Origin of the sequence: uncultured Ramlibacter sp., assembly GCF_936925435.1 — a bacterium.
Lineage (GTDB): Bacteria > Pseudomonadota > Gammaproteobacteria > Burkholderiales > Burkholderiaceae_C > Ramlibacter.
The window spans coordinates 121,928-136,287 of record NZ_CAKZHQ010000047.1 but is presented as its reverse complement, the minus strand read 5'-3'; the positions used below and the strand labels follow the sequence as shown (position 1 = coordinate 136,287).

The 14,360-nt window shown below is 66.5% G+C and carries 14 protein-coding genes; 8 read left to right on the top strand and 6 right to left on the bottom strand.

The window, feature by feature from the left end; genetic code table 11:
• Nucleotides 1-56 precede the first annotated feature (56 nt).
• Together Q0632_RS18470 and Q0632_RS18465 are read left to right on the top strand one after the other, a co-directional pair.
• Nucleotides 57-1,046 (top strand): tripartite tricarboxylate transporter substrate-binding protein, encoded by a 990-nt coding sequence (locus tag Q0632_RS18470; RefSeq protein ID WP_298932955.1) that lies wholly within the window; start codon nt 57-59, stop codon nt 1,044-1,046.
• 79 nt (nt 1,047-1,125) lie between these two features.
• Complete coding sequence (locus tag Q0632_RS18465; RefSeq protein ID WP_298932953.1) at nt 1,126-2,136, top strand: tripartite tricarboxylate transporter substrate binding protein; 1,011 nt, start codon at nt 1,126-1,128, stop codon at nt 2,134-2,136.
• Nucleotides 2,137-2,143: 7 nt separating this feature from the next.
• On the opposite strand, the gene Q0632_RS18460 is transcribed toward Q0632_RS18465, so the two are convergent.
• Nucleotides 2,144-2,437 carry a DUF1840 domain-containing protein gene (locus Q0632_RS18460; RefSeq protein WP_298932951.1) on the bottom strand — a complete coding sequence of 98 codons (294 nt, stop codon included), beginning with the start codon at nt 2,435-2,437 and terminating at the stop codon, nt 2,144-2,146.
• The gene (locus tag Q0632_RS18455) at nt 2,437-3,699 is read right to left on the bottom strand and encodes a class I SAM-dependent methyltransferase (protein WP_298932949.1); all 1,263 of its coding nucleotides are present in this window, start codon (nt 3,697-3,699) and stop codon (nt 2,437-2,439) included. Before Q0632_RS18455 ends, Q0632_RS18460 begins: the two co-directional genes overlap by 1 nt.
• Nucleotides 3,700-3,853: 154 nt before the next feature.
• On the opposite strand from Q0632_RS18455, the gene Q0632_RS18450 reads away from it, so the two are divergent.
• The 4 genes from Q0632_RS18450 to Q0632_RS18435 are packed head-to-tail and all read left to right on the top strand — an operon-like array spanning nt 3,854 to nt 8,135.
• Nucleotides 3,854-4,330, top strand: coding sequence for a MarR family winged helix-turn-helix transcriptional regulator (locus Q0632_RS18450; RefSeq protein WP_298932946.1), 477 nt, complete (start codon nt 3,854-3,856; stop codon nt 4,328-4,330).
• 19 nt (nt 4,331-4,349) lie between these two features.
• Nucleotides 4,350-5,960, top strand: a complete 1,611-nt coding sequence (locus Q0632_RS18445; protein WP_298932944.1) for an AMP-binding protein — start codon at nt 4,350-4,352, stop codon at nt 5,958-5,960.
• A gap of 51 nt (nt 5,961-6,011) precedes the next feature.
• Nucleotides 6,012-7,235 (top strand): type II secretion system inner membrane protein GspF, encoded by a 1,224-nt coding sequence (gene gspF / locus Q0632_RS18440; protein ID WP_298932942.1) that lies wholly within the window; start codon nt 6,012-6,014, stop codon nt 7,233-7,235.
• Nucleotides 7,236-8,135, top strand: a complete 900-nt coding sequence (locus Q0632_RS18435) for a 5'-nucleotidase (protein ID WP_298932940.1) — start codon at nt 7,236-7,238, stop codon at nt 8,133-8,135. It abuts the gene before it with no gap.
• An 18-nt stretch (nt 8,136-8,153) separates the two neighbouring features.
• Here Q0632_RS18435 and Q0632_RS18430 read toward each other — a convergent pair whose 3' ends face one another.
• The gene (locus Q0632_RS18430) at nt 8,154-9,122 is read right to left on the bottom strand and encodes a DMT family transporter (protein WP_298932939.1); all 969 of its coding nucleotides are present in this window, start codon (nt 9,120-9,122) and stop codon (nt 8,154-8,156) included.
• 201 nt (nt 9,123-9,323) lie between these two features.
• Between Q0632_RS18430 and groES the strand changes: the two genes are divergently transcribed.
• Together groES and groL are read left to right on the top strand one after the other, a co-directional pair.
• Nucleotides 9,324-9,614 carry a co-chaperone GroES gene (gene groES / locus Q0632_RS18425; RefSeq protein ID WP_298932937.1) on the top strand — a complete coding sequence of 97 codons (291 nt, stop codon included), beginning with the start codon at nt 9,324-9,326 and terminating at the stop codon, nt 9,612-9,614.
• Nucleotides 9,615-9,660: 46 nt separating this feature from the next.
• On the top strand, nt 9,661-11,313 hold the full coding sequence (groL, locus tag Q0632_RS18420; RefSeq protein ID WP_298932935.1) for a chaperonin GroEL: 1,653 nt from the start codon (nt 9,661-9,663) through the stop codon (nt 11,311-11,313).
• Nucleotides 11,314-11,365: 52 nt separating this feature from the next.
• Here the strand turns inward: groL and Q0632_RS18415 are convergent, their stop codons facing one another.
• The 3 genes from Q0632_RS18415 to tal form a co-directional block, all read right to left on the bottom strand.
• Nucleotides 11,366-11,740 carry a DUF805 domain-containing protein gene (locus Q0632_RS18415; RefSeq protein ID WP_298932933.1) on the bottom strand — a complete coding sequence of 125 codons (375 nt, stop codon included), beginning with the start codon at nt 11,738-11,740 and terminating at the stop codon, nt 11,366-11,368.
• A 71-nt stretch (nt 11,741-11,811) separates the two neighbouring features.
• Nucleotides 11,812-13,410, bottom strand: coding sequence for a glucose-6-phosphate isomerase (pgi, locus tag Q0632_RS18410; RefSeq protein ID WP_298932931.1), 1,599 nt, complete (start codon nt 13,408-13,410; stop codon nt 11,812-11,814).
• Nucleotides 13,411-13,412: 2 nt separating this feature from the next.
• Nucleotides 13,413-14,360 (bottom strand): transaldolase, encoded by a 948-nt coding sequence (gene tal, locus Q0632_RS18405; RefSeq protein ID WP_298932930.1) that lies wholly within the window; start codon nt 14,358-14,360, stop codon nt 13,413-13,415.

Here is a 14,360-nt window from a genome sequence, read left to right as displayed (position 1 = left end):
ACAGCCGCCGCCCTGCTTACCATTGCCGGGTTCCACTGCCTCACAAGGAGACCCCCATGAAGACTCTGTTCAAAACCCTGCTGCCTTTGACCATGGTGGCCCTGGCCTGCGGCGCCCAGGCTGCCGACTTCCCCATCAAGGACAAGACCATCACCATCATCGTGCCGTTCGCGGCCGGTGGCCCCACCGACCGCGTCGCGCGCGACCTGGCCGAAGCCATGCGCAAGCCCCTGGGCGGCGCCACCATCGTGGTGGACAACGCCGCCGGCGCCGGCGGCTCGATCGGCGCCAACAAGACGGCCAAGGCCCCGGCCGACGGCTACACCCTGCTGCTGCACCACATTGCCATGGCCACCATGCCCACCCTGGTGCGCAACATCCCCTTCAAGGTCGAAAGCGACTTCGAGTACCTGGGCATGGTCAACGACGTGCCCATGACGGTGATCGGCAAGCCTGCGCTGCCGGCCAACAACTACAAGGAATTCACCGCCTGGATCGCCCAGAACAAGGGCAAGATCAACCTGGGCAATGCCGGTGTCGGCTCGGCCTCGCACCTGTGCGGCCTGCTGTTCCAGACCGCGCTCAAGACCGACATGACCCCCGTGCCGTACAAGGGCACGGCGCCGGCCATGACCGACCTGATCGGCGGCCAGATCGACCTGATGTGCGACCAGACCACCAACACCACCTCGCAGATCGAGGGCAAGAAGGTCAAGGCTTATGCCGTGACCACCGCCAAGCGCCTGACCACGCCGGCGCTCAAGGACCTGCCCACGCTGCAGGAGTCGGGCCTGAAGGACTTCGAGGTGACGATCTGGCACGGCCTGTACGCCCCCAAGGGCACGCCGGCCGACGTGCAAAAGAAGATCAACGACGCCCTCAAGGCGGCCCTGAAGGACCCTGAGTTCATCAAGAAGCAGGAAGGCCTGGGCGCGGTGGTGGTCTCCGACAAGCGCATCGAACCGGCCGAGCACAAGAAGTTCGTCGCCGCCGAGATCGCCAAGTGGAGCCCGATCATCAAGGCCGCCGGCGTTTACGCCGACTGACCCCGGGTTCTCCCCGAGAGCGAAGCCGCCTGCGGGCGGCTTTTTTGTGCCCACAATCGTCCAGACCCAGGAGACCACCATGCCAGACGCCTTCACTCCCAGCCGCCGCGCCCTGCTCGGCACCCTCGCCGGCGCAGGCGCCCTGCTGGCGGCCCCGGCCGCCTTTGCCCAGGCCGCCTGGCCAAGCAAGCCCGTGCGCATCGTCGTGCCGTTTGCGCCCGGCGGCACCACCGACATCCTGGCCCGCGCCGTCGCGCCGGAGCTGTCCAGGGCCTTTGGCCAGCAGTTCATCGTCGACAACCGCGCCGGTGCCGGCGGCAACATCGGCGCCGACATGGTGGCCAAGGCTGCGCCCGACGGCTACACCCTGCTGATGGGGACCGTGGGCACGCAGAGCATCAACAAGTGGCTCTACAGCAAGATGCCCTTCGACCCGCAGAAGGACTTCACCCCCATCACCCTGGTGGCCGGCGTGCCCAATGTGATGGTGGTGGCGGCCGACAAGGCCAGGGCCAACGGCATCAACAATGTGGCGGACTTCATCAAGTACGCCAAGGCCCATCCCGGCAAGCTGAACATGGCTTCCAGCGGCAACGGCACCTCCATCCATCTGGCCGGTGAGCTGTTCAAGACCATGAGCGGCACCTACATGACGCACTTCCCTTTCAGCGGATCGGGCCCGGCCCTGCTCAGCCTGGTTGGCGGCGACATGGACGTGATGTTCGACAACCTGCCCTCCTCCATGCAGCTGATCAAGGCCGGCCGCCTCAAGGCCCTGGCCGTCACCAGCTCGCAGCCTTCGGCGGCGCTGCCCGATGTGCCGACGGTGGAACAGGCCGGCGGCCTCAAGGGCTTCGAGGCCAGCTCCTGGTTCGGCCTGCTAGGCCCGGCCGGCCTGTCGCCGGACATCGCCAACCGCATCCAGCAGGAAGTGGCCAGGTCACTGGGCACGGCCGCCGTGAAGGAGAAGATGCTCGCCAACGGCGCCATCCCCAGCGGCAACACGCCGGCCCAGTTTGCCCAGCTGATCGATGCCGAACTGAAGAAGTGGCAGCCGGTGGTCAAGGCCTCCGGCGCCAAGGTCGACTAAGGGAGCTTCAGACGCCCCAGACGATGTCCTGGCCGGCCGCGGAACAGCGCCGCAGCATGTCCAGGAAGGGCACGGCGCGCTGGCGCAACGAGACGGCCGACTCACTCGATGCGTCTTCGGCCTTCGCGTCGGCCGCGTCGGCCATGGCCGCTTCCAGCGCGCTGATCGCCGCCGGCATCTGCTCGGGCAGGATGATGCCCGTGGGGCCGGCATCCTTGCCGATGATTTCCAGCACGCGTTTGCCATTGGGCTCGAGCATGATCAGATCGCCGGCCGCCTTGGATTTGAACTTGTAGAGCATCAGGTGTACATGTAGCGGCGGTTGAAGGGATAGGCCGATTGTGCGCCGCGCAGTGCGCCTGCGCGCAGATCACCGTCGGGGCGCGTGGCCAGGATCTGGTGCAGCCCAATCCAGCCCTGCTCGAAGCACATGGCGCAGCCCGACAGGTAGAGGCGGTAGGCGCGCAGTACCTTGTCGGCGTCGGCCACGCTGCCGGTGCGCGCCAGGACATCGTGGGCCTGCTGCAAGCGCCCCTCGAGGCCATCGGACCAGGCCCACAGGGTGCGCGCGTAGTGCGGGCGCAGGTTTTCCGTGTCGACCATTTCCAGGCCGGCCTGCGACAGGTCCTTGAGCACATGGCTGACGTGCAGCAGCTCTCCGCCCGGGAAGATGTATTTGTCGATGAAGTCGCCCATGCCGGCGCCCAGCTGGCCGGTATGCAGGCCACCGGCCGTGATGCCATGGTTCATCGCCAGGCCGCCGGGCTTGAGCAGGCGGGCGATCTTGGCGAAGTAGGTCGGCATGTTGGCCAGGCCGACGTGCTCGAACATGCCGACCGAGGCGATCTTGTCGAAACCCTGGGCCTCGTCCAGGTCGCGGTAGTCGCGCAGCTCCATGCGCACCCGGCCCTGCAGGCCTTTCACGGCGATCAGGCGGTTGACGTGGGCGTGCTGGTTCTTCGACAGCGTGATGCCGGTGGCGTCCACGCCGTAGTTCTCGGCGGCCCACAGCAGCAGGCCGCCCCAGCCGGCGCCAACATCCAGGAAGCGCTCGCCGCTGCGCAGCAGGAGCTTGCGGCAGATGTGATCGAGCTTGGCCTCCTGGGCCTGCGCCAGCGACATCGTCGCATCGCGGTAGTAAGCGCAGGAATAGACCCGGCGCGGGTCCAGCCACAGCGCGTAGAAATCGTCCGAAACGTCGTAATGGAACTGGACCTGTTGGGCGTCCTTGTGCGGCGAATGGGCGGCCAGCGATTTCGCCCGCCGCAGCATCTGGGTCCACCAGCCGGTGTTGCTGCCCACCGGGCTGCCCGGCAGCAGATGGGTGGCGGCCGCCATCAGGTCGCGCATCTGGCCCTCGAATTGCACCCGGTTTTCGACCAGGTCCTCGGCCAGGCGGCCGATCTGGCCGGCCGCCAGGGAGGCCAGGGCCGACCAGTCGCGAAATGACAGGACCACGGCGGGTGCGGCGGCGCCGGCGCGGTGGCCGCCAGGCAGGTTCAGTGCCACCGGCACCGGCAGGGCGGCAAGTTGCGACTCGATCTTGCGCACTAGTGCTTCCATGCGCAAATTCTGGGCGGCCTGGCCGTCGCTCGTCAATTGGTACTTTGTAGGACGGTTTCTCTTGTTCAGCCGCCGCCCGCGCCTGGGTACCGATTCCGATTGACAGTAATTTGTTGAGGCTTAAACTATTTAGACCATCAGCAAAGGACGTCCCATGGACATGGAAGCCAGAGCGCACAGCGAGCACCCCGAGGCATTGCGCCTGTGGCTGCGCCTGCTGACCTGCACCCAGATCGTGGAAAAGCAGGTGCGCGGCCAGCTGCGCGAACGCTTCGACACCACCTTGCCGCGCTTCGATCTGATGGCCCAGCTCGAACGCTCGCCCGAAGGGCTGAAGATGAACGAGCTGTCGCGCCGCATGATGGTCACAGGCGGCAACGTCACCGGCATCACCGACCAGTTGGCGGCCGAAGGCCTGGTCGACCGCGTCGACGTCGAAGGCGACCGCCGCGCCTACCGCGTGCGCCTGACCGCCAAGGGCCGCAAGCTGTTCCACGAGATGGCCGGCCAGCACGAGGAATGGATCGTCGAGGCTTTTTCGGCGCTGAGCGAGCGCGACATCGCCACCCTGTACAAGCTGCTGGGCAAGGTCAAGGACCATTCGCGCAGCCACAGCCAGGCTGCGGCCTGACACCGCCAGAAGGAAGACCATGTCGGCACAGACTGATCGCTTTGTCCATGACCGCCTGCCGCCGCCCGGCCAGCGGCCGACCATGCTTTACGAGCGCCCCGAACTGCAGCTGCCCGGTCAGCTGAACCTGGTGGAGGAGTTGCTGGACAAGGCGCAGGCCAAGGGTTTGGGCGAGCGTCCCCTGCTGCGTTCCAGCCGCATCACGCTGACCTACGCCGAGGTGCAGGAGCGGGTCAACCGCATCGCCCAGGTACTGACCGAGGACTTTGGTCTGGCGCCGGGCAACCGCGTGCTGCTGCGCGGGGGCAACTCCGTCGGCCTGTCCCTGGCCTGGCTGGCGGTGGTCAAGGCCGGCCTGGTTGCCGTGGCCACCATGCCCTTGCTGCGCGCCCGCGAACTGGGCGACATCATCGACAAGGCGCAGCCGGTGCTGGCCCTGTGCGATCTGAAGCTGATGGAAGAACTGGAACTGGCGCGCGAAGGCCGCCCTGTCCTGCGCGACGTCATCGCTTTCAACACCCTGGACGCGCCGGGCTCGATGGCCGTGCGCTCGGCCACCAAGGACGGGCGTTTCAGCGCCTGCCCCACGGCCGCCGATGACATCGCCCTGATGGCCTTCACCTCGGGCACCACCGGCAAACCCAAGGCGGCCCTGCACAGCCACCGCGATGTGCTGGCTGCCTGCGAGGCCTGGCCGCGCCACATCCTGCGGGCCAGGCCCGACGACGTGGTCATGGGCTCGCCGCCGCTGGCTTTCACTTTCGGTCTGGGCGGCCTGCTGCTGTTCCCGATGTGGGCCGGCGCCTCGGTCTACTTCCCCGACGTGCCGTACACGCCGCAGGCCATGGTGCAGCTGATGAACGAGGTCGGCGCGACCATCTGCTACACCGCGCCCACCTTCTACCGGCAGATGGCGCCGTTTGCCAAGCAGCATGGCATCGGCCAGCTGCGCATCTGCGTGAGCGCCGGCGAGGCCCTGCCCGATGCCACCCGGCAGCTGTGGAAGCAGGCCAGCGGCATCGAGATGCTCGACGGCATCGGCGCCACCGAAATGTTTCATATCTTCATTTCCTCGGCCGGTGCCGACGTGCGGCCGGGCGCCATCGGCAAGGTTGTGCCGGGCTACACGGCCAAGGTGGTGGACGATGCCGGCCAGGAAGTGCCGCGCGGCACCGTCGGCAAGTTGGCCGTGGTGGGGCCAACGGGCTGCCGCTATCTGGACGATGCGCGCCAGGCACGCTACGTGAAGGACGGCTGGAACTACCCCGGCGATGCCTTCACCCAGGACGCGGACGGCTACTTCTTCTACCAGGCACGCGACGACGACATGATCATCACGGCCGGCTACAACGTCGGCGGCCCGGAGGTGGAGGACGCGCTGCTGCGGCATCCCGCCGTCGCCGAATGCGGCGTGATCGGCAAGCCCGACGAGGACCGCGGCATGATCGTCAAGGCGTTCTGCGTGCTCAAGCCCGGCCAGCAGGGCGACCCCGCGCTGGTCAAGGCCTTGCAGGACCACGTCAAAGCCACGATCGCGCCCTTCAAGTACCCGCGCGAGATCGAATTCGTCACCGCCCTGCCGCGCACCGAAACCGGCAAGCTCCAGCGCTTCCGGCTGCGCCAGGCCTGAGGGCAACTGCGTTGGGGGTTCGATCTGGCAGCGGGGCCCCGATAATGGGCCATGCCAGCGTATTCCTTTGAAGCTTTGGACACCCAGGGCGCCATCCGCAAGGGGGTGATGGAGGCAGACACGGTCAAAGCGGCCCGAGGCCTGCTGCGAACCCAGACCCTGGTCCCCTTGCAAGTGGTGCTGGTCGGCGCCTCCCCTGCCCAAAGCCAGACAGGCGGCTGGAGCCTCCTGACCCGTCCCGTCTTCAGTTCCACCGGCCTGGCCATCTGGACCCGCCAGCTGGCAGGCCTGATCAGCTCCGGGCTGCCGCTGGAGCGGGCGCTGACCGTCCTGACGGATGAAGCCGAGAAAGAATCCGAACGCCATTTGCTGGCAACGCTGCGCTCGGAAGTGAACGCGGGCTCGGCTTTTGCCAAGGCGCTGGCCCAGTTCCCCCGGGATTTCTCCCAGATCTACACCGCTGTGATTGGCGCCGGCGAGCAAAGCGGCCATCTGGGCCTGGTCCTGGAGAAGCTGGCGGACGACCTCGAGGAACGGCAGGCCCTGAAAGCCAAGCTGCTGGCAGCCGCCCTGTATCCGGCCATCGTGACCCTGGTCGCCATCGCCATCGTGCTGTTCCTGGTCGCCTACGTGGTCCCGCAGGTGGCCAATGTCTTTATCGGCACCAAGCGCGCCCTGCCCTTCCTGACGGTGGCCATGCTGGGCATCAGTTCTGCGGTGCGCGACTACGGCTGGGCCATGCTCTTCGTCCTTGTTCTGGCGGCCACGGGAATGGGGTTCGCGCTGCGCAATGATGGCTTCCGGGAACGTTTCGACGCTTTCTGGCTGACGATCCCCCTGGTCGGCAAATTGTCACGGGGCTACAACGCGGCGCGCTTCGCCAGCACGCTGGCCATGCTCGCCGGGGCCGGTGTGCCCATCCTGAAGGCACTGCAGACGGCCGGTGAAACCCTGAGCAACCGGGCCATGCGCGCGGACGCGGTCAGCGCCGTGGTCCTGGTGCGCGAAGGTGCGCCGCTGGCTTCGGCCATAGCCCAGAAGAAGCGCTTTCCCGGCCTGCTGAGCATGTTTGCCCGCCTCGGGGAGCAGACCGGCCAGCTGCCGGCGATGCTGCAACGGGCGGCCAACCAGCTTAGCACCGAAGTTCAGCGCCGGGCCGTCCAGCTGGCCACCATCCTGGAGCCGCTGCTGATCGTCACCATGGGCCTGGTCGTGATGCTCATCGTGCTGGCCGTCCTGCTGCCCATCATCCAACTCAACACATGGGTCCGCTAGATGGCCGCCACGCTCGATAACAAACTGGTGGTCGCGATCTCATCGCGTGCGCTGTTCAACTTCGAAGAGGAAAACCGCATCTTCGAAAGCGGCGAGGCCCAAGCCTATATGGCCTTGCAACTGCAGCGCCTGGAGACGCCGGCGCGGCCCGGCATCGCCTTCTCGCTGATCCGCAAACTGCTGGCCTTCAACGACGCGAGCACCCAGCGCGTGGAAGTCGTGATCCTGTCGCGCAACGACCCGGTCTCGGGCATGCGCATCTTCCGCTCCGGCCATGCCAACCAGATCAAGCTCGAGCGCGGCGTCTTCACCCAGGGCCGGGCGCCGTTCCGCTACCTGCGCCCCTTGCGCGCGCACCTGTTCCTGTCCGCGAACGCCGAGGATGTGGGTGAAGCCCTTGCCGCCGGCTTTCCCGCGGCGCGGGTGCTGACCGAGTCCGTGCTGGCCGGCAGCAACTACCCCCATGAAGTGCGCATCGCCTTCGACGGCGACGCCGTGCTCTTCTCGGACGAGGCGGAGCGGGTGTTCCAGGCCCAGGGCCTGGACGCATTCCAGCAGCACGAGCTGAGCAAAGCCGCCCAGCCCCTGCCGGAAGGGCCCTTCAAGCCGCTGCTGGCGGCCTTGCACCGGCTGCAGCAGGCCGGCACCGAGATGAAGATCCGCACGGCCCTGGTCACGGCACGCAGCGCGCCTGCCCATGAAAGAGCCATCCGCACCCTGATGGACTGGAACATCCACGTCGACGAAGCGATGTTCCTGGGCGGCCTGCCCAAGGGTGAGTTCCTGCGCGAGTTCGAACCCGATTTCTTCTTCGACGACCAGACCGGCCACGTCAACCACGCCGCCTTGCACGTGCCGTCAGGCCATGTGGCCGGCGGCATCACCAACCTGCCGTCCTGACGGTGCGCCCAAGGCGCTTCAGGCGCGCGGACTGCGCGACTCGCGCCGGGCGATCCACAAAGTGGAGGCGCAGATCACCACACCGCCCACCAGCGTCCACTGGCTGGGCAGGTCGCCAAACACCAGCCAGCCCAGGGCCGAGGCCCAGACCAAGTCCAGGAACTTGACCGACTGCGTGGCGGAAATGTCGGCCACGCCGAACGAGCGGGTCAGGCAATAGTGGCCCGCGCTGCCCAGCATGCCGCACACCAGGAAGCCGGCCCATTGCGCAGCCGTCGGCCACTGCCAGTGCAGCAGCGCCAGGGGCAAGCTGAAGAAAGTGACCGAGATGGTCTGCCAGGCCACGATCACCGAGGCGCGTTCGTAGCGCGTCAAGGCCTTGGTGATGAGGAAAGACGCGGCGAACACAGGGGCGGACGCCAGCATGACCAGCGCATAGATGCCGCCGGCTCCCGTCAGCTTGGGGGCGACGACCAGCAGCACGCCGGCAAAACCCACCGCAGCAGCAGCCCAGCGCTCCCAGCGCATGGGCTCGCGAAAGATCAGCACGGCGCCGATCATGATGAAGATGGGTCCGGTGAAGCCGATGGCCGTGGTGTCGGCCAGCGTGATGTGGGGCACGGCCAGGAACCACAGGCACAGACCCAGGGTGTGGATGGCGCCGCGCGTGAACTGGCCCCTGATGTTTTTCGGCCGCCAGCTGGCCAGGCCGCTGCGCAGCATCAGCGGCAGCATCAGCGGCAGCATCACCAGCACGCCGAAGGCATAGCGCAGGAACTGCGCCTGGAACGGGTCCAGCTGCAAGGCCAGAGCGCGCATCAGGCTGTTGAGCAGCACGAACAACAGGCCCGCCACCATGGACCACAGCAGGCCCCGCACCGTCGGGTCCAGCCGCGCGACCCGGCGCTGGGCGATGGCGGCGCAGCGGCGCAAGCTCCCTCGGGGCCGGCCGGCGCGCCCCTCCACCACCCCATGTCTTGTCTCCATGCTGCCCACTATAGGGGCGCGTCTCAGCCATGCCAGATGCGGTGCTGCCATTTCCGCCCAGCTTGAATGCCTAAGAAAATCCCTTATGATTAGCACTCGCCGGAGTTGAGTGCTAACACCAGCCTCCGCCGTTGTTAACAAGCGCTAACTTTGTTGGCGCTTTTTGATTCCCCTTCCCCGCTTCCATCCAAGGAGATGCAAATGAAACTTCGTCCTCTCGCCGATCGCGTGATCGTCAAGCGTATCGACAGCGAAACCAAGACCGCCTCGGGCATCGTCATCCCCGACGCAGCCGCCGAGAAGCCTGACCAGGGCGAAGTCCTGGCCGTGGGTCCTGGCAAGAAGACCGACAAGGGCGAACTGCTGGCCATGAACGTCAAGGTGGGCGACCGCGTGCTGTTCGGCAAGTACAGCGGCCAGACCGTCAAGGTCGATGGCGACGAACTGCTCGTCATGAAAGAAGAAGACCTCTTCGCCGTGGTCGAGAAGTAATTTCTCGCCGCATCAACCGATCAACTGAATTTCTGGAGTCATCAACATGGCAGCAAAAGACGTAGTCTTCGGCGGCGAAGCCCGCGCACGCATGGTCGAGGGTGTGAACATCCTGGCCAACGCAGTCAAGGTCACCCTGGGCCCCAAGGGCCGCAACGTGGTGCTCGAGCGCTCCTTCGGCGCCCCCACCGTGACCAAGGACGGCGTGTCCGTCGCCAAGGAAATCGAACTGAAGGACAAGCTTCAGAACATGGGCGCGCAGATGGTCAAGGAAGTCGCTTCCAAGACCAGCGACAACGCCGGTGACGGCACCACCACCGCCACCGTGCTGGCCCAGGCCATCGTGCACGAAGGCATGAAGTACGTTGCCGCCGGCATGAACCCGATGGATCTGAAGCGCGGCATCGACAAGGCCGTCGTGGCCCTGGTCGAGCAGCTCAAGAAGGCCTCCAAGGCCACCACCACCTCCAAGGAAATCGCGCAAGTCGGCTCCATCTCGGCCAACAGCGACGAATCCATCGGCGAGATCATCGCCAAGGCCATGGACAAGGTCGGCAAGGAAGGCGTCATCACCGTCGAAGACGGCAAGAGCCTGGACAACGAGCTGGACATCGTCGAAGGCATGCAGTTCGACCGCGGCTACCTGTCGCCCTACTTCATCAACAACCCCGAGAAGCAATCGGCGTTGCTGGACAACCCCTTCGTGCTGCTGTTCGACAAGAAGATCAGCAACATCCGTGACCTGCTGCCCGTTCTGGAGCAGGTCGCCAAGGCCGGCCGTCCGCTGCTGATCATTGCCGAAGAAGTCGAGGGCGAAGCCCTGGCGACCCTGGTGGTCAACACGCTGCGCGGCATCCTCAAGGTTGTCGCCGTCAAGGCCCCTGGCTTCGGCGACCGCCGCAAGGCCATGCTGGAAGACATCGCCATCCTGACCGGCGGCAAGGTCATCGCCGAAGAAATCGGCCTGACGCTCGAGAAGGTCACGCTGGCCGACCTGGGCCAGGCCAAGCGCATCGAAGTGGGCAAGGAAAACACCACCGTGATCGACGGCGCCGGCGCCGCTGGTGACATCGAAGCGCGCGTCAAGCAGATCCGCGTGCAGATCGAGGAAGCCACGTCCGACTACGACCGTGAAAAGCTGCAAGAGCGCGTGGCCAAGCTGGCCGGCGGTGTTGCCGTGATCAAGGTTGGCGCTGCCACCGAAGTCGAGATGAAGGAAAAGAAGGCCCGCGTGGAAGACGCGCTGCACGCCACCCGTGCCGCCGTTGAAGAAGGCATCGTGGCTGGCGGCGGCGTTGCGCTGCTGCGCGCCAAGCAGTCTGCTGGCACCATCAAGGGCGACAACGCCGACCAGGACGCCGGCATCAAGCTGGTGCTGCGCGCCATCGAAGCGCCCCTGCGCGAGATCGTCTACAACGCCGGCGGCGAAGCCTCCGTCGTGGTCAACGCCGTGCTGGCCGGCAAGGGCAACTACGGCTTCAACGCCGCCAACGACACCTACGGCGACATGATCGAAATGGGCATCCTGGACCCGACCAAGGTGACGCGCACTGCCCTGCAGAACGCAGCCTCCGTCGCTTCGCTGATGCTCACGACCGAAGCCATGGTTGCTGAAGCCCCCAAGGAAGAAGCTGCCGGCGGCGGCATGGGCGGTGGCGGCATGGGCGGCATGGGTGGTATGGGCGGCATGGACATGTAATGTCCGCCTGAGCTCACGCTCAAAGCAAAAGGGCCGCGCAAGCGGCCCTTTTTTATTGTTCGCCGGGCATCACGGTGGCCGGCAGCTCCGCGTCCTGCGGCGTCAGGCCGTACTGGTTGCTGCGCGCCTCGCCAGGCTGGGCCGCCCAGTAGACCAGGAGAATCCAGCCGATCAGCGGGATGAAGCCGACCAGCTGCAACCAGCCGCTTTTGCCGATGTCATGCAGACGGCGCGAGCCGGCCGCCACGGTGGGCACGATCATGGCCAGGGAAAAGAGCCAGCCCAGCACCGGCGCCACCATGCTCAGGACGAGGCTGACCACCACCTGGGCCAGGATGAACCACCAGAACTCCGGCCGGGCCGCGCGGCCATTGAAGTCGGCGTACTTGCTCAGGCAGGTTTTGACCGCCTTCTGGATCTCTTCCATCGCTCACTCCTCATGTTCACCACCGGGATAGGTGCGAGGGCATGGTATGCGGCCCGGCGCGAATGCGCCAGTCAGGAAGTCACATCTGGGCTGCGCAGGCGCTGCAGCAGGCCGGCGGTGGAGCCGTCCAGGCCGCGAAGATCACCGCTGGCAAAGCGCGGCGCGATGTCGCCGGCCAGCACCTTGCCCAACTCCACACCCCATTGGTCGAAGCTGTTAATGCCCCACAGCGCGCCGCTGCAGAACACGCGGTGTTCCTGCAGCGCGATCAGGGCGCCCAGGCTGGCCGCATCCAGGCGTTCCAGCACCAGCATGGTGCTGGGCCGGTTGCCGGGAAAATCCTTGTGGCCACCCGCATCGGCCTTGCCCTGCATCAGGGCCTGGGCCTGCGCCAGCACATTGGCCAGCAGCTGCGTGTGGTGGCCGGCCAGCTTGTGCGCCGCCTGCTTGACCGCGATGAACTCCACCGGCACCACGTCCGTGCCCTGGTGCAGCATCTGGAAGTAGGCGTGCTGGCCATTGGTGCCGGGCTCGCCCCACAGCACCGGCGCCGTGCCAAAGGGCAGCAGCCGGCCGTGGCGGTCCACCCGCTTGCCGTTGCTCTCCATCTCCAGCTGCTGCAGGTAGGCCGGCAGCCGGCGCAGCGCGCTGTGGTACGGAGCAATGCTGCGGCTGCTGAAACCGTGGAAGTTGCGGTACCAGACGTCCAGCAAGGCCAGGCGCACCGGCAGGTTGCGCTCCAGCGGCGCGCTGGCGAAGTGCTCGTCCATCGCCTGCGCGCCCGCCAGCAGCTCGCGAAAGCCCTGCGCGCCGATGGCAATGGCGATCGGCAGGCCGATGGCCGACCAGAGGGAATAGCGCCCGCCCACCCAGTCCCAGAAGCCGAAGGTGGTGCTGATGCCGAAGTCGCGCGCCGCCTGCACGTTGGTCGTCAGCGCGGCGAAATGGCGGGCCACGTCGGTGCCGCCATGGGCCAGGAACCAGTCGCGCGCCGAGCGCGCGTTGGTCATGGTCTCCACCGTGGTGAAGGTCTTGGAGGCGACCAGGAACAGCGTGCTGCGCGGCTCGACCCTGGCCAGCACGGCCGCCAGCTCGTGGCCGTCCACGTTGGACACGAAGTGCAGGCGCCGCCCCGGCGTGGCCAGGCCGTCGAGCGCCAGCACCGCCATCTGCGGCCCCAGGTCGGAGCCGCCGATGCCGATGTTGACGATGTCGGTGATGGCCGCATCGGCACGCACCTGCTGCGCGTAGGCCAGCATGGCGTCGCGTGTTGCCGCCACGTCGGACAGCTTGCTTGCTATGTTTTCAATAGCTGCATCGGAAGTATTGCCGGGGGCTGCGGCCTGTTTTCTCAACAAAACATGGAGAACAGAACGGTTTTCCGTGTTGTTGACCGCGGCACCGGAGAGCATCGCGTCACGCTGCGCTTCCAGAGCGCACTGGCGCGCCAGCGCCAGCAGCAGCGACTGCGTGGGCGCGTCCACCAGGTTCTTGGACAGGTCGGCGAAGACATGGGGCGCTTCCTGGCTGAAGGCCTGGAAGCGGTTCGCATCGCTTGCGAAGGCGGCTCGCAGATCGAACGTGCGGCCACTGCTTGCGAACGCCTGCTGCAGCTGGTGCCAAGCAGGCGTTTCGTCGCAGCGCGGCCAGACCGGGGCGGCAGTGGCCATGCTCAGGCCGCCTTCATCAGCTGTTCGAGCTTGACCGCATCGGCGGCGAAAGCACGGATGCCCTCGGCCAGCTTGTCGGTGGCCATCGCATCCTCATTGAGCGCATAGCGAAAGCCCGCCTCGTCGTAGTTCACTGGCTCCAACGCCATGCTCTTGGCCGCTTGCGGGTCGAGCGCGCGCTCCAGCGGCGCATCGCTGGCGGCCAGCTGGGCCAGCAGCTCCGGGCTGATGGTCAGCAGGTCGCAGCCGGCCAAAGCGGTGATCTGGCCCAGGTTGCGAAAGCTCGCCCCCATCACCTCGGTGGCGATGCCGAAATGCTTGTAGTGCTGGTAGATCTGGCGCACGGACTGCACGCCGGGATCGTTGGCGCCGGCCCTGGCGGCCTCGTCCCAGCTGCTGCCGGCGCTCTTCTTGTACCAGTCGTAGATGCGCCCGACAAAAGGCGAGATCAGCTGCACCCTGGCCTGGCCGCAGGCCACAGCCTGGGCAAAGGAGAACAGCAGCGTGAGGTTGGTACGGATGCCGCGCTGCTCCAGGGCGGCGGCCGCCTGGATACCTTCCCAGGTGGCGGCGACCTTGATCAGCACGCGCTCGGTGGGCACGCCGGCGGCGCGGTACAGATCGATGATGCGCTCGCCGCGCGTCAGGGTGGCATTGGTGTCGAAGCTCAGGCGCGCATCGACCTCGGTCGAGACCCGGCCGGGGATGATGGACAGGATCTCGGTGCCGAAGCGCACCAGCAGGCGGTCCATGGCCTCGTCCAGCGGCGCCGTGCGGTACCTGGCCATCGTCTCCTGGAGCAGCGGCGCGTACTCGGGCTTTTGCACCGCCTTGAGGATGAGCGAGGGATTGGTCGTGGCGTCCTGCGGCTGGAACTGCGCCAGCTGGCGGAAGTCGCCGGTGTCGGCGACCACGGTGGTGAACTGCTTGAGCGCGTCGAGTTGGTTCAT

What these genes read in the sequence shown, in the direction of transcription:
- Q0632_RS18470 (WP_298932955.1), top strand. Translation starts at nt 57, where the DNA reads ATGAAGACTCTGTTCAAAACCCTGCTGCCTTTGACCATGGTGGCCCTG.
- Q0632_RS18465 (WP_298932953.1), top strand. Translation starts at nt 1,126, where the DNA reads ATGCCAGACGCCTTCACTCCCAGCCGCCGCGCCCTGCTCGGCACCCTC.
- Q0632_RS18460 (WP_298932951.1), bottom strand. Translation starts at nt 2,437, where the DNA reads ATGCTCTACAAGTTCAAATCCAAGGCGGCCGGCGATCTGATCATGCTC.
- Q0632_RS18455 (WP_298932949.1), bottom strand. Translation starts at nt 3,699, where the DNA reads ATGGAAGCACTAGTGCGCAAGATCGAGTCGCAACTTGCCGCCCTGCCG.
- Q0632_RS18450 (WP_298932946.1), top strand. Translation starts at nt 3,854, where the DNA reads ATGGACATGGAAGCCAGAGCGCACAGCGAGCACCCCGAGGCATTGCGC.
- Q0632_RS18445 (WP_298932944.1), top strand. Translation starts at nt 4,350, where the DNA reads ATGTCGGCACAGACTGATCGCTTTGTCCATGACCGCCTGCCGCCGCCC.
- gspF (WP_298932942.1), top strand. Translation starts at nt 6,012, where the DNA reads ATGCCAGCGTATTCCTTTGAAGCTTTGGACACCCAGGGCGCCATCCGC.
- Q0632_RS18435 (WP_298932940.1), top strand. Translation starts at nt 7,236, where the DNA reads ATGGCCGCCACGCTCGATAACAAACTGGTGGTCGCGATCTCATCGCGT.
- Q0632_RS18430 (WP_298932939.1), bottom strand. Translation starts at nt 9,122, where the DNA reads ATGGAGACAAGACATGGGGTGGTGGAGGGGCGCGCCGGCCGGCCCCGA.
- groES (WP_298932937.1), top strand. Translation starts at nt 9,324, where the DNA reads ATGAAACTTCGTCCTCTCGCCGATCGCGTGATCGTCAAGCGTATCGAC.
- groL (WP_298932935.1), top strand. Translation starts at nt 9,661, where the DNA reads ATGGCAGCAAAAGACGTAGTCTTCGGCGGCGAAGCCCGCGCACGCATG.
- Q0632_RS18415 (WP_298932933.1), bottom strand. Translation starts at nt 11,740, where the DNA reads ATGGAAGAGATCCAGAAGGCGGTCAAAACCTGCCTGAGCAAGTACGCC.
- pgi (WP_298932931.1), bottom strand. Translation starts at nt 13,410, where the DNA reads ATGGCCACTGCCGCCCCGGTCTGGCCGCGCTGCGACGAAACGCCTGCT.
- tal (WP_298932930.1), bottom strand. Translation starts at nt 14,360, where the DNA reads ATGAACCAACTCGACGCGCTCAAGCAGTTCACCACCGTGGTCGCCGAC.